The 20,960-nt window shown below is 64.0% G+C and carries 17 protein-coding genes; 5 read left to right on the top strand and 12 right to left on the bottom strand.

All coding sequences use genetic code 11. The features are described 5' to 3' along the window. Positions 1–8: 8 nt before the first annotated feature. From AC56LY_RS01120 to pstS, 6 genes are all read right to left on the bottom strand, one after another. Positions 9–518 carry a hypothetical protein gene (locus AC56LY_RS01120; protein ID WP_499575736.1) on the bottom strand — a complete coding sequence of 170 codons (510 nt, stop codon included), beginning with the start codon at positions 516–518 and terminating at the stop codon, positions 9–11. After that, entirely contained in the window at positions 512–1,957 is a 1,446-nt protein-coding gene (locus AC56LY_RS01115) for a hypothetical protein (protein WP_499575735.1), read from the bottom strand. Before AC56LY_RS01115 ends, AC56LY_RS01120 begins: the two co-directional genes overlap by 7 nt. 5 nt (positions 1,958–1,962) lie before the next feature. Next, the gene (locus tag AC56LY_RS01110) at positions 1,963–2,532 is read right to left on the bottom strand and encodes a hypothetical protein (protein ID WP_499575734.1); all 570 of its coding nucleotides are present in this window, start codon (positions 2,530–2,532) and stop codon (positions 1,963–1,965) included. Positions 2,533–2,640: 108 nt separating this feature from the next. After that, entirely contained in the window at positions 2,641–5,301 is a 2,661-nt protein-coding gene (locus AC56LY_RS01105) for a bifunctional diguanylate cyclase/phosphodiesterase (protein ID WP_499575732.1), read from the bottom strand. Positions 5,302–5,352: 51 nt separating this feature from the next. Continuing rightward, positions 5,353–6,015 (bottom strand): winged helix-turn-helix transcriptional regulator, encoded by a 663-nt coding sequence (locus AC56LY_RS01100; RefSeq protein ID WP_499575730.1) that lies wholly within the window; start codon positions 6,013–6,015, stop codon positions 5,353–5,355. 90 nt (positions 6,016–6,105) lie between these two features. Then, positions 6,106–7,134 (bottom strand): phosphate ABC transporter substrate-binding protein PstS, encoded by a 1,029-nt coding sequence (gene pstS, locus AC56LY_RS01095; protein ID WP_183557097.1) that lies wholly within the window; start codon positions 7,132–7,134, stop codon positions 6,106–6,108. 177 nt (positions 7,135–7,311) lie between these two features. Here pstS and AC56LY_RS01090 point away from each other — a divergent pair, with 177 nt between their 5' ends. Both AC56LY_RS01090 and ggt read left to right on the top strand, forming a co-directional pair. Then, complete coding sequence (locus AC56LY_RS01090; RefSeq protein WP_482897471.1) at positions 7,312–7,740, top strand: hypothetical protein; 429 nt, start codon at positions 7,312–7,314, stop codon at positions 7,738–7,740. Beyond that, positions 7,741–9,507, top strand: coding sequence for a gamma-glutamyltransferase (gene ggt, locus AC56LY_RS01085; RefSeq protein WP_499575728.1), 1,767 nt, complete (start codon positions 7,741–7,743; stop codon positions 9,505–9,507). A 156-nt stretch (positions 9,508–9,663) separates the two neighbouring features. Here the strand turns inward: ggt and AC56LY_RS01080 are convergent, their stop codons facing one another. From AC56LY_RS01080 to AC56LY_RS01055, 6 genes are all read right to left on the bottom strand, one after another. Continuing rightward, positions 9,664–12,510 (bottom strand): PAS domain-containing protein, encoded by a 2,847-nt coding sequence (locus AC56LY_RS01080; protein ID WP_499575727.1) that lies wholly within the window; start codon positions 12,508–12,510, stop codon positions 9,664–9,666. A 94-nt stretch (positions 12,511–12,604) separates the two neighbouring features. Then, entirely contained in the window at positions 12,605–14,233 is a 1,629-nt protein-coding gene (locus tag AC56LY_RS01075; RefSeq protein WP_499575725.1) for a methyl-accepting chemotaxis protein, read from the bottom strand. A gap of 311 nt (positions 14,234–14,544) precedes the next feature. Continuing rightward, a complete protein-coding gene (locus AC56LY_RS01070; RefSeq protein ID WP_499575724.1) occupies positions 14,545–15,129 on the bottom strand; it encodes a TerD family protein in 585 nt (194 codons plus the stop codon). Between the two features lie 12 nt (positions 15,130–15,141). After that, positions 15,142–15,837 (bottom strand): TIGR00266 family protein, encoded by a 696-nt coding sequence (locus tag AC56LY_RS01065; RefSeq protein WP_258836548.1) that lies wholly within the window; start codon positions 15,835–15,837, stop codon positions 15,142–15,144. Positions 15,838–15,900: 63 nt separating this feature from the next. Beyond that, complete coding sequence (locus AC56LY_RS01060; protein WP_258836549.1) at positions 15,901–16,476, bottom strand: TerD family protein; 576 nt, start codon at positions 16,474–16,476, stop codon at positions 15,901–15,903. 118 nt (positions 16,477–16,594) lie between these two features. After that, on the bottom strand, positions 16,595–17,641 hold the full coding sequence (locus AC56LY_RS01055) for a DUF475 domain-containing protein (protein WP_499575722.1): 1,047 nt from the start codon (positions 17,639–17,641) through the stop codon (positions 16,595–16,597). A 115-nt stretch (positions 17,642–17,756) separates the two neighbouring features. Between AC56LY_RS01055 and nhaR the strand changes: the two genes are divergently transcribed. From nhaR to AC56LY_RS01040, 3 genes are all read left to right on the top strand, one after another. Then, positions 17,757–18,665: a transcriptional activator NhaR gene (nhaR, locus tag AC56LY_RS01050; protein ID WP_258836551.1), complete on the top strand. Its 909-nt coding sequence runs from the start codon at positions 17,757–17,759 to the stop codon at positions 18,663–18,665. Between the two features lie 59 nt (positions 18,666–18,724). Continuing rightward, positions 18,725–20,065 (top strand): hemolysin family protein, encoded by a 1,341-nt coding sequence (locus AC56LY_RS01045; RefSeq protein WP_183557055.1) that lies wholly within the window; start codon positions 18,725–18,727, stop codon positions 20,063–20,065. 86 nt (positions 20,066–20,151) lie between these two features. Continuing rightward, positions 20,152–20,955, top strand: coding sequence for an alpha/beta fold hydrolase (locus tag AC56LY_RS01040; RefSeq protein ID WP_499575721.1), 804 nt, complete (start codon positions 20,152–20,154; stop codon positions 20,953–20,955). The last annotated feature ends 5 nt before the right edge of the window (positions 20,956–20,960 follow it).

Raw genomic sequence — 20,960 nt, 5'->3', positions numbered from 1 at the left:
TTCTTGTCCTAGCGCTTCGTCGCGCGCGCCTTGTGCTGTTCCCAGCGGGCGGCTGGCAGACGCGCATCCTGCAGCGCGCTGGCACGCGTGTCGTGGTAATACGGCACGTCGGCCCACGCTACTTCGACCACCACTTCACGGACATCGGCTAATTGCTGCGTCTCGAACGCGAGCTCGCCAGATTCGGCGGACCCGGCAGACCCGGCAGAGCGCGACAGCTTGACGATCTTGTCGGGCACGCTCAGGTGGATCTCGGCTTCGCTGCCCGGATCGACATGCCGGAACAGGGGCAACTTGCCAGCAAGACCAGGAATGACTTCGCGGCCTTCGTCGGACAGCGCCAGCGTCAGCGTGCGCGTGGTCGGATCGTAGCGCATCGCGCGCACGTCGGCCACATAATGCAGCGCCCTTGCCGCCTTGTTGTGCAGACGCACGACGACCTGGAGGCGTGTATCTACCGGCGCCACCGACTGGATGGCTGCAGTCAGGTCGCCGGATTTGCTGTCGTCGCTCACCATGTATCCCCCTTGTCCATCGTCTGCAATCGGCCCAGCACGCCCGCCACGGCCGTGATATCGGGAAACCGCTCGCCCAAGCGCTGCCGAAAGCGGGTTTTACCCTTTGTTGTCTGCAGCAGCGCACGCTCGCAGAACCCCAGCTCGCGGCGTACCTGCGCGGCCGGCAACGCCGCCCATAATGTGCTGATCGGCACTTCGGGCGCCCATGCATCGAGCGCTTCGGTGAATGCGCGGCCGATCGCCGGGGCGTCGGCGCCAGCCAGATACCGGGTCAGCAGCGTGTGCATCAGCCTGACCGGCGCAACCAGCGCCCACTGCATGTAGGGACTGGGCCAGGCGTGCTCGCGTAGCAGTGCCATCAACTGCGCCGGCGCCTCGGTGGACTGCCCGACCCCGCTCTCCCAGAAGGCATTGGTACGCAGCAAAGCCGCATGGCGCAGCTCGGCGTGACCGCGATCGGCGTGCAGCGCGATGAATGCAGCGCCCAGCTGCGTGCTGCTCATGACGCGGCGGCCCCGCTCGACCATGACGTTCCAGAAGTCGAGCAAGGGATCGACGAAGCCTTCGAGCAGCTGTTGCCGAAGCGACTGATCGCCCGCCATGAACGTGCAGGCCTGTGGTGAAAACGCGTAATAGTCGCGAAAAAAATGGTCGAAGAACGCATGCCCGACCTCGGTCCCGCGCACGAAGTGGTCGCGCGCGCAGCGCAGCCTCTGTACTTGCTGCGACCGGGGCGACCTGGACACGAGCGTGGCGATGATGCAGCAGCTTTCACAGTCCGATTCGACCTTGCCGCAATGGTTGCCAGGGTCGCGCAGCGTCGCGCTGGCACCTTGCCGGCTGGCCAGGTCGGTGCGCAGGTCGTTCTCGTCGATGATGGCGGCGCGTTCTTCGGGTGACGACGGATCGCAGACGCCAGTCAGGGCCAGCAAGCTGTTGGTGACGATGCGAAAGGCATGGGAAAATTCGTGGTACAGCGCGACAGGCGGGGATACGGGCAAATCGAGCGAGCCGCCCGAGTCCGCGCTGGCCACGCAGATGGTCAGCTGCGTATCGTAGATGACGAGGCACTGCTCGGTGGGGTTGAGACTGGCGCCAGGCAAGCCGCTCGACTTGGGCGGCAAGGCCGTGCCATTGTTGGCCATCGGTGTGCCATCGTCGAGTACCAGCGACTTGAGGCCGGCAACGACGATGGTGTCGACGTTGTTCGCGCCGCTGCCATAGTCGGGCGAAAACGCCGTGTTGATCATTGCGTCGAGACGCAGCCGGGGCGGGCCGTTGCCGGTGCGGGTGTAGGTCATGCGCTGCCTGCCCGCTGCCGGGTCGGCCATGCCCAGACCGGTATCGTTGGCGATGATCGTCATGTCGATGAAGCCTTGTGCCGGGTCGAGGTCGTCGGACCCGATGCCGGTCGCATCCTGCAGGATGAACGTGGCCATGGCGGCTACCCGATCGGCCGGTGTGGCGGCGGCAGCGGCTTCCAGTCCTGGCCCGTCGGCTGGCGCTCGCGGTACACCGGTGGCGGGCACATGGCCGGGCAAGGCTCTTGCCGCGGTGGCTCGGGCGGGCAGCAGGCCTGCACCTGCTCCAGGAGTTCGCGCTGACGGTCGACATCGCCGGCCTCGAGCGCATGCACGCGCTCGCTGATGCCCTCGATGCGTACCAATGATGCCTGCAGCGCCTCGTCAATGTGTAGCTGCCGGGCCAGCTTGCGCAGGATGCTGCACAGCAGCGTGTTGCTGTTGGCAAGTTCGCAGATGATCGTGTCGTTCTGCTTGCGGTTGTGGTCGAGCAGGCTGGCGGCAATGACCTGGACCTGGATCAGCGCAAACAAGCCTTGCGACAGATTGGCGAAACCCGTCGCCAGCGTGGCATCGATCTGCAGCAGGCGGCTGTTGGTTTGCACCAGCTCGTTGCGGATGTCGGCCGTGTTGTTCGCCGTGTTGACGGTGTTGGTCGAGATCTGGTCGAGCCGCGCGTTGATCTGGTCGGCGACGTCCTGAAGGTTCGGCATGGGATCCTTTCGCACCGGGCATGTCCGGTGCAGCCACTGTATGCTGCCCCTGCATCCCGGCACCAATGCCGCTCAAGCGTCACCACGGAACTTCGCTGACAGCCTCGCTTACGGCGCCGCCGCCGCGACCTCGAGCAGGTAACGCTGTGCCATCAGCACCGCCATCTCGTGCGCCGGCATCGGGCGCGCAATGAAGTAGCCCTGCACTTCATTGCAATCCAGGCCGCGCAGGATGGCCAGTTGCTCGGCAGTTTCCACGCCCTCGGCCACGACCGACATGCCCAGTGCGTGCGCCATCGAGACGATCGCCTGGAAGAACACCTTGCCCTCTTTCGACCTGGCCAGCTCGTTGGTGAAGGCGCGGTCGACCTTGAGCACGTCCATTTTCAGGCGCTGCAATTGCGACAGCGACGAGTAGCCGGTGCCGAAGTCATCCACGTGCAGCTTCACGCCCAGCGCGCGCAGCGCCGCCAGTTCGGCCAGGATGTCGTCCTGGTCGCCCATCATCGCCGACTCGGTGATTTCCACCTCGATCAGGCTGGCCGGGACGCGGTAGCGCACCAGGGCCGCATGCAATTGCCGCTGCACGCCGCCACGCATGAACTGCTTGGGCGAGACATTGATCGATACGGGCACGAGCGGCACGCCGGCCTCGCGCCAGATGGCCAGTTGGGCACAGGCCTTGTCGATCACGGCCTCGCCAATGCGGATGATCAGGCCTGTCGCTTCGGCCAGCGGAATGAAGTCGCCGGGCGCCACCATCCCCAGCGTCGGATGGCGCCAGCGCACCAGCGCCTCCATGCTCAGCAACTCGCCACTGCGGGCGTCGACGCGCGGCTGGTAGTGCAGCACGAACTGGTCGCCCTCGAGCGCCTCGAGCATGCTTTGCTTGAGCCGCGCGCGCGAATTGAGCGTCGTCGACAGCGACGGATCGAAGAACCGGTATTGCCCCTTGCCGTCGTTCTTGCCGACATACATGGCGATGTCGCTGTGGCGCACCAGCGTCTCGGCATCGACGCCGTCGCGCGGGTACATGCTGATGCCGATCGACGCGCCCACTGCGTGCAACTCGTCGCCCAGCAGGAACGGAACGCCGAACGCATCGACGATGCGCGCCGCGACCGACGCCGCCTGGCGCTCGCCATCGCACGGCGTGAGCAGGACGACGAATTCGTCGCCGCCGAAACGCGCCACCTGGTCCGACGGTCGCAGCAGCGACAGCAGGCGCTGGGCCGCGCACTTGAGCACCGCGTCGCCGGTGGCGTGCCCATGCGAATCGTTGACATGCTTGAATTCATCCAGGTCGATGAACAGCAGCGCGGCGCCCATGCTGGCCCCCTGCGCCTGCGTCAGCATCGCGGGCATGCGCTCCAGGAAAGCGTGGCGGGTGGCCAGCCCCGTCAATGTATCCTCGTTGGCCAGACGCTCGAGCTGCGACTCGTGGGCCTTGCGCTCGCTGATGTCCTGCAGCGTGACGGCCAGGCCATGACCGACCCGCACCAGGCGGCGCCGGCCCCAGCTGATGTTCAGGCGATTGTCGCTCGGCATCCTGCGGTCGTCTTCATGGAAACCCGTCTCCATCGCCTTGCGGTAGGTGGCCAGCAAATCTTGGCCGAACAGGCCCGCGTCGATCTCGGCCAGGCTCGCGCCGACCAGATCGTCACGCGTCATGCCGTAGAAGAAGGCGCCCCGCTCATTGCAATCGACGATGCGAAAGTCGACGATCTGCCCGTCGCGCCCGCGCATGGCAGCGGCCATGTAGAAGCCGTCATTGCCGCTTTCGGTGGCAGTGCGGTAGGCGCGCCGCACATCGTCCTGTTCCTTGCCGCGCTGCAGGGCGCGCTGCGCCAGCACGGCCCCGACCGCACCCAGCAGCATCAGGCACAGCGTCGCGGCAATCGCTCGGTCGCGGCTGTCGGTCCAGTAGAGATTGCTTGCAGCCAGCGTTTCAGGGCTTGGCAGGCCGACCAGCGCGACCAGTGGATAGACCGGCGACTGGCGCCAGCCCAGGACGCGCGACTGGCCGTCGGCAAACCCGTCGGCCCCGTCGATCTCGCGCACGCCCTGCTCGCCCGACCAGGCGGCGCCGCGGCGCGGCAGCGTGGCCGTGTCGAAAAACGCGGCGCCGTCGCTGCGCTGCTCGACGCGCAGGCGCCCTTCGCTGCCGGCCAGCGCCACGATGCCGCCGGCGCCAAGTGTGGCCGGGCTGACAAACGACGTGAAATAGCGCGCATCGACCGCCATCATGACCACGCCGTCGAATTCGTCTTCGCGGTCGTCGAGGCGGCGCGTAAACAGCACCACGTCGTCGGCTGCACCGATCTGTACCGGCGTGGCGCCGACCCGCAGCGCCGTCGAGTTGTTGTCGCGGTGGTGCGAAAAATACGGGCCGTCGGCCAGGTTGGTGCCGACCAGTGCGGGCCGCGTGCTCGAACGCACGATGCCACTGCGGTCGAGCACGGCGACCAGGTGGAAAGCGCTGTCGGTGAACATGCCGTCACGCCGCATGTCCGCCAGCAGTTCCGGCTTGCGCGAGTTCTCCCAGCTGAACTTGAGCTGCATCGTGATCTGGTCCATCTGCGCGACCGAGCGCGTGATGTACTGCTCGTAGGCTTCGGCGTAGGCGGCGGCGTCCTTGCGGACCTGACCGGCAACGCGCGCCTGTTCGGCGTCCACCCGCACCAGCGTCGCGCCCCACAGCGCGATGCAGAGCAGCAGGGCAAGCAGCGGCCATGCGAGCACCAGATAGCGCTTGCTTTGGTGTGGCATGGCGGAAGGGGCAATCCGGGGGTGGCTCATGCTGCCAGCGAACGCTGCATGTCAGGTCGGTGCCAGCATGTAACCAGCGCCGCGCACGGTCTTGATCAGTGATTTGGCGCGGCCCAGCGCCTTGCGCAGACGCAGCACGTGGACGTCGACAGTGCGCTGGTCGAGCGACTGGTGCGCGTCCCAGAGTTGTTCAAGCAATTGCGAGCGCGAAAAAACCTGGCCCGGATGGCACAGCAAAAAACGCAGCAGACGATATTCGGCGTGGCGTACTTCGACCCGGCTGTTGCCGACCTTGACGCTGCAGCTGAGCGGATCGAGCACCAGGCGGCCCGAGCGCAGCAGGCGCGATTCGGGTGACAGCTCGCGCGCATCGCCAATCGGCGGCTGCGGGATGAATTCGGGATGCGTCACCGCTGCCGGCAATGCCGGCGGACGCTCGCCTTCGGCGCATTCGGCTGCCAGCAGGATGACGGGCTGCTCGCGCAGGCGCCGGTCGCCGCGCAGGCGTGCCAGCAGGCGCATGCCGCCTTCGTTGCGCAGCATCGATTCCTGCAGCAGGAGTGCAGGCCGTTCGCGGCCGATGAAGTCCCAGGCTTGCGCCAGACTCGGCACGTTATGCCAGACCCACTCGTCCTCGTGCAGCGAAAATTTGAGCAATTCGGCGATGGCCGGCTTGTCGTCAATCACCAGGACGATCGTGTTCGCCATTGTCATGGGATACCCAGTCTGTGAGATGCCGAGGTTGGAGGTACTGATAAAAAAATCCGGCAGTCAAGCTGCCGGATGGTTACATCACCTGCCTGATTACATGATCGCCTTGCCCGATGCATCTTTCAGGTTGGCTTTCCAGGCATCCTGCACTTGCTTGACGACGCTCGCTGGCATCGGGACGTAGTCCAGTTCAGCTGCTGCTGGTGCGCCGTTCTTGAAAGCCCAGTCGAAGAACTTGACGACTTCCTTGCCCTTGTTGGCATCAGCCTGTTCCTTGTGCATCAGGATGTACGACACGCCGGTGACTGGCCAGCTCTGCTTGCCGGCGCCGTCGGTCAGGACCACGCCGAAGCCTGGGGTCTTGTTCCACTCGGCGTTCGCGGCAGCTGCCTTGAACACGTCGTCGCTAGGTTGCAGATCGACGCCTTCCTTGTTGCGCAGCTGGGTGTGCGACAGCTTGTTCTTCTTGGCGTAAGCCCACTCGACGTAGCCGATCGAACCCTTGATACGCTGCACGTTGGCGGCGACGCCTTCGTTGCCCTTGCCACCCACGCCCACGGCCCACTTCACGGTGGTGCCCGAACCGATGCTTTCTTTCCAGGCCGGGCTGGTTTTTGCCAGGAAGTCGGTCCACAGGAACGAGGTGCCCGAGCTGTCGGCGCGGTGCACGACGGTGATGTCGGTATCCGGCAGCTTGACGCCCGGGTTCAACGCAGCGATCGGCGCAGCGTTCCACTTGGTGATCTTGCCCATGTAGATGTCAGCCAGGACCGGACCGGTCATTTTCAGCTGGCCTGGGGTCACGCCGTCGACGTTGACCACGGCAACCACGCCGCCCATGATGGCCGGGAACTGCATCAGGCCTTCCTTGTCCAGCTCATCTGCTTTCAGTGGCATGTCCGACGCGCCGAAGTCGACGGTCTTGGCCTTGATCTGCTTGATACCGGCGCCCGAACCCACCGACTGGTAGTTCAGACCATTGCCGGTCGCTGCCTTGTAACCCTCGGCCCACTTGGCGTAGATCGGGTACGGGAAGGTAGCGCCTGCACCGGTCATGTCGGCGGCAAACGAGGTCGTCATCACGAGTGCGGCAGCGGCGCCGGCGAGGATCTTTTTGAACATTGTTATTCCTTAGTTGAGGGATATGTTTTGCACTACGGGACAGAGAATAGCCTGCGAATATGACCTGTTTATGACTTCACAATCGCCGTGTTCATGACGCCCGGGCGCATCATGCCGCGCCGCTGCGCTTGCGCTTTTGCTATCATGGGTTTTCCCTGTCAAACACTGGATGACACCATGCGCCCCTCGATCTTCCGTCCGGCCCGCGTCTTCTCCATCGCCGCCGTCTGCCTCGGCGCTGGCCTGTTGTCCGGCTGCGCCGCGCCCGAGCGCCTGCCTGACGCGCAATACAACCTCAGCGAGAGCCAGAGCCTGCTGCTGGCGCCCGAACAGCGCCTGAGCCTGACCTACGAAGGCGCCGACGACACCCGCTGCCCGGACAACGCACGCTGCATCGTGGCCGGGCGCGTGGCCTACCGCTTCACGCTGCGTATCCAGAATGTGGCGCAGGCGTTCTGGCTGGTGCCGGGCAAACCGGGCTTCACGTCGCCGGCGCTGCGCGGCGCGCGCGTCGAGCTCGACCGGTCGTTCGAGCCGCCGGCGCGGGGCATGATCGAGGCGAAGCCGGCGTCGTACCCGGTGGTGCTCAATATGTACGGGACCTAAGTGACGGCCCGCTCGCCGGTCACCGCCGCACTGGCCTGCGGCCTGGTCCTGTCCATTGTCGTTGCGCCCGCCACCGGCGCGCCTGTCGCGACGGGTCACGGCGGCGCCGTTGCCACGATCAGCGCGCAGGCCTCGCAAGCGGCACTGACCATCCTGAACAACGGCGGCAACGCGGTCGATGCGGCCGTCGCCGCAGCCGCCACGCTGGGCGTGACGGATCCGTTCAGCTGCGGCATCGGTGGCGGCGGCTTCATGGTCATCTACCTGGCCAAGGACAAACGGGTGATCACGATCGACCACCGCGAGACGGCGCCGGCCAAGGCCGGCCCCACGCTGTTCGAGCGCGATGGCAAGCCGATCGACTTCGACACGGCTGTCGCCAGCGGCGCGGCAGTGGGCGTGCCGGGCACGGTGCGTGGCTGGCACGAGGCGCTCGAACGCTACGGCAGCATGCGCTTCGCGCAGGTGCTGGCGCCGGCCATCGCGGTGGCCGACACGGGCTTCCGGGTCAACGCCACGTTCAATGGGCTGGTCGACCAGAACCTGGCCAAGTTTCGCCAGTTCACACCTACCAGCGCGCTGTATCTGCACAATGGCAAGGCCATTCCTACCGGCACGCTGCTGCGCAATCGCGATATAGCGCGGGCCTACCGCGCCATCGCCTCGGGCGGCGTGAAGGCATTCTACGAAGGCCCGATGGCGCGCGCGATCGTCGACACCGTCAACCGCCCGCCCGTGGCCAAGGGCGTCAATGTCCGCGCCGGCACGATGACGCTGGCCGACCTGGCCAACTACGAGGCGCGCATACGCCCTGCCCTGCGCAGCACCTACCGCGGCTATGAACTGTATGGCATGCCGCTGCCCAGCAGTGGCGGCGCGACGGTCGCGCATGCGCTCAACATCCTCGAAGGCTACGACCTGAACGCCCTGCCGCGTGCGCAGGCCGAGCACCTGTACATCGAAGCGAGCCGCTTCGCGTTCGCCGACCGCAATGCATATCTGGCCGATCCCGAATACGTCGATGCACCGCTGGCGGGCTTTCTGTCGAAGGACTTCGCCGCCACGCGCCGCGCGCTGATCTCGCTGCAGCAGGCTGCGCCGGGCGCGGTGGCAGCAGGCAATCCGTATGCATTCCAGAATGATCCCAGCGTGCCGCTGCTGCCACCCGTGCGCGCCAGCATCCGCCCTCCGCCGGAAAGCCTGCACACGACACACCTGACGGTGTCAGACAAGGATGGCAACGTGGTCGCGTACACGTTCACCATCGAATCGTGGGGCGGCAGCGGGATCGTCGTGCCGGGCTACGGCTTCCTGCTCAACAACGAAATGACCGACTTCGACTTCGCCGGCCCGCACCCCAACGTGCCCGAGCCCGGCAAGCGGCCGCGCTCCAGCATGGCGCCGACGATTGCGCTCAAGGATGGCAAGCCGGCGTTTTCAGTGGGCAGCCCGGGCGGCGCGACCATCATCACGACCGTGCTGCAAACGATCGTCAACTACGTCGACTTCGGCATGCAGATGCACCAGGCAGTGGATGCTCCGCGCATCAGCCAGCGCAACGCGCCCGACACATCGGTCGAACCAGGCTTTGCCGGCAGCGCGCAGGCAACGGCGCTCGCGCGCTTCGGTCAGCGCTGGGAATCACCACCGGAAGAAATCGGCGCCGCCAATGCGCTGGTATTCAACCCGGATGGCACCGTAACCGCAGTCAGCGAAAGCAAGCGCCATGGCGTCGGCACAGCGCTGGTACAGCAGCGCGGACATTAACCCAAAAGCCGGGGTCAGGTCTGACATTCGGACACGATCACATCAGTACCGGTGGTGCGGAAAGGCAGCCGTGGCATTCGGCGCGAGAGAAGTGGCGAACTAATGTAGAGGCCGTGTCCGAATGTCAGACCTGACCCCGGCTGTGGTGGCCGGCCATCACCCGTGCCGCGCTACCATGTCGCGTACCTGCTGCGCCATCGTGTCGATGGAAAACGGCTTGGTCAGGATTGCCATGTCGGGCCCTAGCTGCCCGTTGTCGAGCAGGGCTGTCTCGGCATAGCCGGTAATGAACAAGACCTTCAGTTCCGGCCGCGCCACCCGCGCGGCGTCGGCCATCTGCCGCCCGTTCATCATCCCGGGCAAGCCGACATCGGTGATCAGGAGATCGATGCGCGTGGCGGACTGCAGCACCTTCAAGCCGCTGGCGCCATCTTCCGCATCCAGCACGTGGTATCCCAGGTCTTCCAGCAGATCGACCACCAGCATGCGCACGCTCGGCTCGTCGTCGACCACCAGGATCGTCTCGCCGCAGCCATCCGGTGACGTCAGCGCCACGGGCGGCGCGGCATCGATACCCTCGGCCTGGCCGCAGTGGCGTGGCAGGTAAATGCTCACCGTGGTGCCCCGCCCTACCGCCGAATCGATGTGCACCTGGCCGCCAGACTGCTTGGCGAAGCCGTAGATCATCGACAGGCCCAGCCCCGTGCCCTGTCCGATCGGCTTGGTCGTGAAGAACGGGTCGAACGCCTTGGCCACCACGTCCGGCGCCATGCCGGTACCGGCATCGGACACCGACAGCGTCAGGTAATCGCCAGGCGACAGTTCGAGCGCGCGGGCGGCAACGGGGTCGATCTGGCGATTGGCTGTTTCGATGGTGATCGAGCCGCCGGCCGGCATCGCGTCGCGCGCGTTGATGCACAGGTTTAGCAGCGCGTTTTCGAGCTGCGACTGGTCCACCAGCGCCGCCCACAGCGCGCGCTCGGCGCGTGGCTCCACCTGCACGCCGGGGCCGACCGTGCGCCGGATCATGTCAAGCATGCCATCGACCATCGCGTTGACGCAGATGGCCGTCGGTGCGAGCGTCTGGCGGCGCGAAAACGCCAGCAGGCGATGGGTCAGCGCCGCAGCGCGCCGGGTCGCGCCCTGCGCCACGCCGATGTAACGGTCGACATCGCCCACGCGGTCTTGCGCGATGCGGATCTTGACCAGATCCAGGCTGCCCGCGATGCCGGCCAGCAGATTGTTGAAGTCGTGCGCCAGGCCGCCGGTGAGCTGGCCGACCGCTTCCATTTTCTGCGAATGGCGCAGCTGTTCCTGGGCGCGTTCGAGTTCGGCCTGGCGCTCGCGTTCGACCGTGATGTCGCGGCCGGTCGCATACGTCACGCTGCCCGCTGGCGCCGCGGCCCATGAAATCCAGCGTATCGAGCCATCCTTGTGGCGATAGCTGTTGACCAGATGCGGCTGCTCGCCTTCCGCTGCAGCGCCATACGCATTCATCGTCGAGGCATGGTCTTCGGCCACAACGAATTCATTGGTGTGATGCCCTACGAGTTCGTCGGGCGTGTAGCCAAGCAAATGGGTCCATGCCGGATTGACGCGCCGGAACACGCCATTGGCATCAATCGTGAGCAACAGGTCGGGCGATGTGTCCCACATGCGGTCGCGTTCGGCCTGGGCTTCTTTTTCAAGGGTCACGTCACGCGCCGAGCAATACACCTTGCCGTCGTCCGGGACGGCCACCCACGATAGCCAGCGCCAGCCGCCGGCCTTGTGGCGGTGACGGTTTTCAAATCGCAGCGCGGGAATGTTGCGCTCGAGTGCATCACGCCACACGGCCCGGGTCAGCGCCTGATCGTCCGGATGGACGAACTCCATGAAGTGCGTGCTGGAGATCTCTTCCTCGGTCCAGCCCAGGCTAGCTTCCCAGGCGGGGTTCGACGTCTCGACGAAACCGTCGGCATTGAGCACGCCCAGGATGTCCGGACTGACCTGCCAGGTGCGGCCACGCGCCAGCGCCTGCGCAATGACTTTCTGCTCGAGCTGCTCGTTAAGGGCGCGCAGCTTGAGGATCGCCTGATCGCGTTCGGCCTCGACTGCGCGCCGGCCTTCGACGTCGATCAGCACGCCCGGGAACAGCAGCCCGGTGCCGTCCGGCGCCAGTTCGACCCGGCCGTTGGCCTCGATCCAGTAGTAGCGCCCGTCGGTGCGCCGCACGCGGTACTGGTGGGCGTAATGGCCGCCGCGCGCGATGACGGTGTTGATTGCCTGCGCCAGCCCGGCCTGGTCGTCGGGGTGGACCGTGGCGACGATCTGGGCCAGGCTCAGGCCGACGCGCCCGAGCGCCGGGTCAAGGCCGAAAGCGCGCGCAAATGCCTCGTCGACCGTGAACCGGTCAGTCGGCAAATCCCAGAACCAGGTGCCGATGATGGCGCCGGCGGACAGTGCCAGCTGCACGCGTTCGGCATCGATGCGCGAATTGCTTTCGTGCTGACGCAACACGGCCTCGTCGGCTGCCTGGCGGCGCCGGGTGAGGATGGTGTCAGTGGTTTCGATGCAGGTGCATAACAGGCCGAGGATCTCGCCGCCGTCGCCGCGTACCGGGCCGTACGAAAACGTGAACCAGGTGTGCTCGGCATAGCCCTTGCGCTGCATGACCAGCGGCAGGTCATGCATCTTGTACGATTCGCCCCCGACCAGCGTGCGGTCGACCAGCGGCGCAAGCACGTCCCAGATTTCGGGCCAGGCGGCCTGGAAGCTGCCGCCCAGTGCATGCGGGTGCTTGTCGCACAGGATCTCGGCGTAGGAATCGTTGTACAGGAGGGTTTGTTCGGCGCCCCAGACCAGAAAACTGGGGAACGCCGAACCGAGCACGATGCTCACACCGGTGCGCAGCGTGGCCGGCCAACCGGCGATGGGGCCCAGCGGCGTGGCCGCCCAGTCGTGGTCGCGAATCGCGGCGCCGAGCGCCCCGCCATCGATGGGAAATGCAATCGGATCACGCATGGGATCGACAGGCTGCGGGGCCGGCTGTCAGCGGAAAAGGGGTGCGCACGCTCATGATGCCGGCATTATGGCATGGGCAGTGCGCACTACTCCGCTACGCTGCGATGGCGATGCGCTGGTGCGCCTTGTGCCCGAGCGCGCGCCCGTGCTGGTGCCCGCGCTGGTGCCCGTCCGCTTGCGCATCGACCTTGAACACGCTGACCATCTGCTGTAGCGCGTGGGCCTGCTCTTGCAGCGCGCCGGTGGCGGCCGCCGCTTCTTCGACCAGCGCCGCGTTCTGCTGGGTTGCCTGGTCCATCAGGCTGACCGCTTCGTTGATCTGACCGATGCCCGACGTCTGCTCTTCGCCGGCAGCCAGGATCTCGGCCATGATGTCGGAGACCCGCTTCACGCTGGAGACGATCTCGTTCATCGTGGTGCCGGTGCTGTCGACCAGGACCGTACCCGCCTCGACATTGGTCACCGACGTGCCGATCAATTCCTTGATCTCTTTCGCCGCCGCCGCCGAACGCTGCGCCAGGTTGCGCACTTCGCTGGCCACGACCGCGAAACCGCGGCCCTGCTCACCGGCGCGCGCCGCTTCCACGGCCGCATTGAGCGCCAGGATATTGGTCTGGAACGCGATGCCGTCAATGACCGAAATGATGTCGACGATGCGCTTGGAGGACGCATTGATGGCGCTCATCGTCTCGACCACGTCCGACACCAGCTTGCCGCCACGTACCGCCACTTCGGATGCCGAGCGCGCCACATTGTTGGCCTGACGAACGTTGTCGGCATTGTGCTGTACGGTACTGGTCAGTTCTTCGAGCGAGGATGCGGTTTCTTCCAGGCTGCTGGCCTGCTGTTCGGTGCGGCCCGACAGGTTCATGTTGCCTGCTGCGATTTCGGCGCTGGCGGTGGCGATCGACATGCTGCTGTCACGCACGCTGCGCACGGTGCCGGACAACTGCTCCTGCATCGAAGCCAGGCCCTTGAGCAGCGCGCACATTTCATCCTGGCGATCGACAACGACCGTCGTCGACAAGTCGCCGTGGGCCATCGCGTCAAAGTGAGCGATGGCCTGCTCGAGCGGCCGCATGATTGCGCGCAGCAGCACCACCGACGACACGATCGCCAGCACGAGGCCAAACACCACGCTCAGACCTGCAGCCCACATCAATGTCGTAAACAGCGCCAGGCTGGATTCGAACTCATGGCGGGCCGTGGCCAGCTGGTAGTCGTCCAGCGCCACTGACGCCTTGTCGAAGACACCGTACAACGCCGTCATCTCTTTCATCGACAGCGCTTCGATGCGCTCGCTATTACCCTGCTCGAGGGCGGTGGCCAGCGCCAGCATGCCGTCGTTGATGTAGCGTGTCCGTTCGGTTTCCAGCGTCTTGGCCAGTGCCGCCTCTTCACCACTGCGCGACAAGGCCAGGTAGGTTTGCCACGATTTGTTGGCGTCGTCGATGAAGCCCTTGGCGCGCGCGATGGTCTTGGCGACGTCAGGCGCATCCGGGTGGAAGACGCCACGATCCAGGCCGAAACGTGCGCGGTTCAGGAAGTTCTTGGAATTGTTGATCGCAATGCTCGAAGCGAGCTGGTTGCTGTACACCTGCTCAAGCGCGGCATGATTGGAGCGCATCCCATAGATGCCGAGCACGCCAATAGCAGCAATCAGAAGGCCGAGGACCGCCAGCGTGGCGATCAGTCGGAAACGCAATGTCAATTTGGAAAGCATGGAGACCCTGGGTAAGTTTTCTTGCGCGAAGTAAATTCCGGAACGGAAAGACGATATCCCGGAAGTGACTACTCTTCGTTAAAAAATAGAGTCTGCCGTTCAATATTCCAAAAATTAGTTGTCTATAAGCAACAAATGAATAGCATACTGGTTAGTTTTTTCGGCAATCTTGGTGGGAACACCACACCATATCCGTCGATGCTGGCCTGACAATTCTCGCCAGTGCCGATGCGCGAGCACATCCTTACTAGGCAGCCATAAAAAAACCGGGGCACACGGCCCCGGTTCTCGGTATCAAACAACGCTATCGATTACAAATGCACTGAAATCTGCGGCATCAAATCGTCAAACGTACGGCCATTGCCGTTCTCGCCGATCGCATGCATCTTCCACTCGCCGCCATGGCGGTACAGCTTGGCCATGATCTGCGCCGAGTGCGAGCCCGTCACCGACAGGTTGAAGCGCGCGACTTCCTGCTGGTTGCCTGCATTAATCAGGCGGCAGTAGGCGTTTTCGACCGTGGCAAACGTTTGCCCGGTGAAGCTGTTGACCGTAAACACCAGCGCCTTGACCGATGCCGGCACGGCGCTCAGGTCGACGGTGATCTGCTCGTCGTCGCCATCACCGGCGCCGGTGCGGTTGTCGCCCGTGTGCACGATGCTGCCGTCCTTGCTCTTGAGCTGGCGGAACCAGATCACGTCCACCGGCTTGTTCGACTCGTCGAACATGACGACCGATGCGTCCAGATCGACGGCGTCCGACTTGCCGCCACCGAAGCCGAAGAAACCCTTCGACTTGATCGCATCCCAACCCAGACCCATGGTCACGCGGGACAGGCCGCCACCGGCTTCCTTGTCCAGAGAGATCTTCTGGCCCTTTTGCAGATTGACTGACATTGTGTTCCTCCGTTATTTCGCTGGCTGCTGCATCCAGGCTTTGAATGCAGTGCGGTTGCGCGAACATACATACACCTTGCCACGACCCGAGAAGCGCAGGACCATGCCCTCGCCGCTCGTCTGGCTGTTGATCAGGTTACCCAGGAAGCCGCCGCTGGTGCCGGTCGTGATCGAAATTTCGTAGCGCAGCGTGCTGTCCCAGCACACCACGTGGGAGTTGTCGATGATCGCGTCCTTGCCCGGCTCGACATCCAATACCGACATCGATCCGAAGCCTGACACCACCACCTGGCCCTGGCCGCCCGTCTCGGTGACGAAGAAGCCGCCACTGTTGGCGAACATGGCATTGCCCAGGCTTTGCGTGCGCACCTTGAGGTCGACGCCGGACGTGGCGGCGACAAATGCGCCATCACTGATGATGTAGTGGTTCGGACCGACATCGACCGTCTGCATCGCACCCGGCAGGGTTGGCGACAGCAGGCAGTCGCCATCGCCGCGCGTGGCTTCGATGTGCTGCTGGAAGAACGACTCGCCGTTGGCAAAGGTGCGCATCAGCGCACTACCGAGCCCGCCCTTCATCTTGCCTTTGAGGTCGAGGGTCGATTCCATCATCACCATCGCGTCGGATTCGCAATAGATGGTCTCGCCCTGCTTCATCGACACATGAAGGAAAGGATCGACGTCCCCGGTCACGGTAAATACTGGCATTTGGCTTCCTTAGAATTTGGTTCCACGCAGGGCGCCTCCGCAGAAGCGCCCTGGCTTGAATGATTAAACGTTGACGCCGTAGTTGCGGGCCAGAGGGCCCAGGCCGCCGGCAAAGCCCTGACCGATCGCGCGGAATTTCCAGTCCGCGCCGTTGCGGTAGACCTCACCGAAGATCATGGCCGCTTCGGTCGAACCGTCTTCCGACAGGTCGTAGCGCGCGACTTCGGCGTTGGTGGCGTTGTTGACGCAGCGGATGAACGCCTTGCCGACCATGCCGAAGTTCTGGCGACGGGTTTCGGCATCGTGAATGGTCACGCCCAGGACGACCTTGTCGACGTCGGCCGGAACCTTGGTCAGGTCGATCGTGACGAATTCATCGTCGCCCTCGCCGGCGCCGGTCGTGTTGTCGCCCGAGTGGACGATCGAACCGTCGCTCGACTTCAGGTTGTTATAGAAGATGAAGTCGCCATCCGAACGGACCTTGCCGGACGAATTGAGCAGGAACACAGCGCCGTCGAGGTCAAAGGCTGCGCCATCGGTGGCGCGAATGTCCCAGCCGAGTGCGACTTTCAGTGAAGTCAGGCCTGGTGCTTCTTTCGACAGGTTGACGTTGCCGCCTTTTTGCAGACTGATTGCCATGATGAGAATCTCCTAAATTGTGAACACCGGGTTGCAAGCGCCGCGAGCTGGTGTTCTGCCACTCGCAGCGAATTCTGTACTGCAGGGCCGGCATGCATGCCGCCGGCCCGGTTACCGCTTACGCGCCGCCGAGTGCGGCGTGCTTCTTCTTGTACTGAATCGAGCTCCACAGCGACGCCAGGATGAAGGCCACGCCCACACCGCCGGTGATCAGCTCTGGCACGTGCCACTTCATGCTGGCCAGCATGATCACGGCCAGGATACCGATCGCGTAGTGCGCGCCGTGCTCCAGGTAGACGTATTCATCGAGCGTGCCCTTGCGCACCAGGAACACGGTCATCGAACGCACGAACATCGCGCCGATTGCCAGACCCAGCATGATGATCACGACGTCGCTGGTGATCGCGAACGCGCCGATCACGCCGTCGAACGAGAACGACGCATCCAGTACTTCGAGGTACAGGAAACCACCGATACCGCCTTTTTTGACCGCATCACCGACAGCGCCCTCGCCCGATTCGCTCTTTTCCAGCAGGCTGCTAAGCATATCGACAGCAACATAGACCAGGATGCCCCACATACCGGCGATCGCAACGACCATCTTCTGCGCTTCATCAACATACGTCAGGCTAAACAGCAGCGCGGCGATGGCGATCATGACGGCGATCGACGACACCTTGCCGAGCGAGCCCAGTTTTGCTTCGAAGTTGCCCAGCCAGTGGGTTTCTTTTTCATCGTCCAGCATGAAGTTCAGGAACACCAGCAGCAGGAACATGCCGCCGAATGCCGCCACTTCAGCGTGGTGGTTGGTCAGGTGCATCGAGAAGGCTTTTGGATTGGTCAGCGCCAGGTTCCAGACTTCCCCCGCGCCCAGGTCGGCAGCCACGGCCACGATGACCAGCGGGAACACCAGACGCATGCCGAACACGGCGATGATGATGCCCACGCCCAGGAACAGCTTGATCCAGAACTCGTCCCAGGTCTTGAGGACCGAGGCGTTGACCACCGCGTTATCGAACGACAGCGACACTTCCATGACGGCCAGAATGGCCGCCACGCCCAGCGCGGTAATCATGCCCGACGTGCCGCCATGATCGAATCCCCACCATGCCGCAAGGGCAAGACAGACCGCGGTCACGATGAATGACCAGGTAAAGTACTTCATTAATATTTCCCCTCTTATGATTTATAAAAAACGGTGCTGACGAACAATTGTAAAGGTTGCCAAACGATTGAAAAAGCGAAGATAATCGGAGGGTTACTTCCGAAAAACAGAAGCCATGAGCCACGCACTCCCCAACTTTCGCCACCTCTATTACTTCTGGGTGGTTGCCAAGGAAGGCAGCATTACGCGCGCCGCCGAGCGCCTTGGTCTGGCCATCCAGACAGTGAGTACGCAGCTTACCTTACTTGAACAGGCGTTCGGCAAGGCACTGTTCACGCAGCAGGGCCGGCGCCTGACGCTGACCGAAGCGGGCCGCCTGGCGCTGTCGTATGCCGACCAGATCTTCCTGCTGGGCGAGCAGATGCAGGAAGCACTCGACGCCTCCGACAGCACGCGCATCCGCCTGGCGGTGGGCATTTCCGATTCGCTGCCCAAGTTCACCGCCTACCGCCTGCTCGAGGTCACGACTCAGTTGGCCACCCCGGTGCGCCTGGTGTGCCACGAAGACCAGTACGAGGCGCTGCTGGGCGATCTGGCGCTGCACAAGCTCGATGTCGTGCTGACCGACCGCGCTGTGCCCACCGGCACCACGCTGCGCGTGTTCAGCCACCTGCTGTCCGAAAGCGAAATGTTTGTCGTCGGCGCCCCCGCCCTCGCGCATGAGTACCGCGATGATTTTCCGGCGTCGCTGCACGGCGCGCCGTTTTTGCTACCCACGCGCAACAACGCGCTGCGCGGCAAGATCGACGACTGGTTCGAGCGCCATGCGATCCGGCCCGACGTGGTCGGCGAGTTCGAGGACAACGCGTTATTGAATACCTTCGGCCGGCGCGGCCTGGGCCTGTTCTTCACGCCGGCCGCGCCTGCTGCCGACATCGACTACCAGCTCGGCGCCGAGCTGGTCGGCCGGGTGCCGGAGGTACGCGAACACTTCTATGCGATCTCGAACGAACGCAAGATCAAGCATCCGGCGGTCGAGGCAATCCTGTCGGCCGTGCACAAAGGCGCGTTAGCAGACGGATAAGAGCCGTTTTGGGTTGTACAATGCCCCTTGGCTTTACCTTTTGTTAAGACATCTCCAGCATGGAAAATATTCTCTTCCTCGTTCTCGCCCTGTTTCTGGTCGCGCTGAACGGCCTGTTCGTCGCCGCCGAATTCAGTATCGTCACGCTGCGCAAGACCCGCGTGAACGCCATCGCCAAGACCACCGGCCTGCGCGGACGCATCCTGGAAAAAGTCCACGGCAAGCTCGACGCTTACCTGTCGGCCTGCCAGCTGGGCATCACGCTGGCGTCGCTGGGCCTGGGCTGGGTCGGCGAGCCGGCCTTTGCCAGCCTGCTCGAACCGGTCTTTGCGTTTGTGGGCGTGACGTCCGAAGAGCTGATCCACAGCATTTCGTTCATCGTCGCGTTCTCGGTGATTTCGTTCCTGCACATCGTGGTCGGTGAACTGGCACCAAAGACGCTGGCGATCCGGTTGCCGGAGTCGGTGGCACTGTGGTGCGCCATCCCGCTGTACGCGTTCTACTGGGCCATGTACCCGGCGATCGCCCTGCTCAATGCCAGCGCCAACACGCTGCTGCGCGTGGCCGGCCTGGCCGGCAAGGGCGGGCACGATCATCACTACTCGCTCGACGAACTCAAACTCATCCTGCGCACCAGTAACCCGGCCGAAAAGATCACGCAGGACGACCGCAATATCCTGGCCCAGTCGCTCGACTTCAGCCAGCTGGCCGTGTCCGAGCTGATGCGCCCGATCAACGAAGTCAGCGCCCTGTACGCCAGCCGCTCGCTCGAGCAGAATCTGGAAACCGTGCGCCGCAACCGCTTTTCGCGCTACCCGTATTTCGACAAGGACGGTGAAGAAGTCATCGGCATCGTCCACCTGAAAGACCTGTATTTCGCATTGCAGTCGGGCCGGCCCATCGGCGACCTGACGCAGTTCCTGCGACCCGTTGAGTCGATTTCAGCGCGCACGCCGGCGCAGGACATCTTCCGGCGCTTCCGCGGCGGCGCGCCCCATTTCGCGCTGATCGGCGAAAAGGGCAAGCGCCCGGTCGGCTTCGTCACGCTCGACAACCTGCTGGGCGCGATGGTCGGCGAGATCCGCGACGAATTCCGGATGAACGAAAACGATTGGCTCAAGCAGGCCGATGGCACCTGGATCGGCAAGGCCAGCCTGCCGATCTTCTCGCTCGAACGCCTGCTGGGCATCGACATCGATAACGAACAAATGGGGCTGGACGATGTCGAATCGGTCGGCGGCCTGTTGATGGCCAAGCTGGGCGACATCCCCAAGCAGGGCCAGCGCATCGGCTTCCCGCAGTTCGATGTCGTGGTCAAGAAAATGAACGGCCCGCGCATCCTGCTGGTCAAGGTGATCCCGCAACTGACACGTGCTGGCGAGAACGACGACCACGACTAACCGCCTTTTACATCGGCATTGCTGACATTACACAAGAATGATGCTATTTTTTGTGTATATCTGCGTGAACCGACGAGAGGCATTCAATGTCCGCCCTGCTCCGCCATAACGTTCACCTCGCCGGTCGGGGCGCCGCCACGATGGTGTTTGCCCACGGTTTCGGGTGCGACCAGACCATGTGGCGTCACCTCGCCCCTGCGTACGAAAACCGGTATCGCGTCCTGACCTACGATCTGATCGGCTCCGGCGGCTCCGATCTTTCGGCCTATGACCATGAACGCCATGGATCGCTGCATGGTCACGCCAACGACCTGCTTGCCTTGCTCGACGCCCATGCCACCGGCCCGGTCGTGTTTGTCGGGCACTCGGTCGGCGCGACGATCGGCATGCTGGCCACGATTGCCGCGCCCGGGCGCTTCGCGGCCCAGATCATGGTCAGTCCATCGCCCTGCTACATCAACGACGGCAACTACACCGGCGGCTTCACGCGTGATGACATCGACGAACTGCTCGAGACGATGGAGACGAACTTCATTGCCTGGTCGCACAGCCTTGCCCCGACCATCATGGGCGCACCGAACCAGCCGCACCTTGCCTCGGGACTGACCGCCAGCTTCTGCCGCAACGATCCCGAGATCGCGCATCACTTTGCCAGCGTCACGTTCCGCTCGGACCACCGCCTTGACGTGCTCAAGTCGACGACGCCGGCGCTGATCCTGCAATGCAGCGACGATCTGATCGCGCCGCTGACGGCCGGTCAGTGGCTGCACCAGAACCTGCCGGACAGTACCCTCGCCATGGTGTCGAACGTCGGCCACTGCCCGCACATGAGCGCGCCGACTGCGGTGTCGGACGCCATCGACGCTTTCCTCGCACAGCCACAACGCTGACCGTC

The organism is Telluria sp. ZT3P25 (assembly GCF_059685895.1).
The sequence above is the reverse complement of the archived record's forward strand: the minus strand, read 5'-3'. Positions and strand labels throughout refer to the sequence as shown.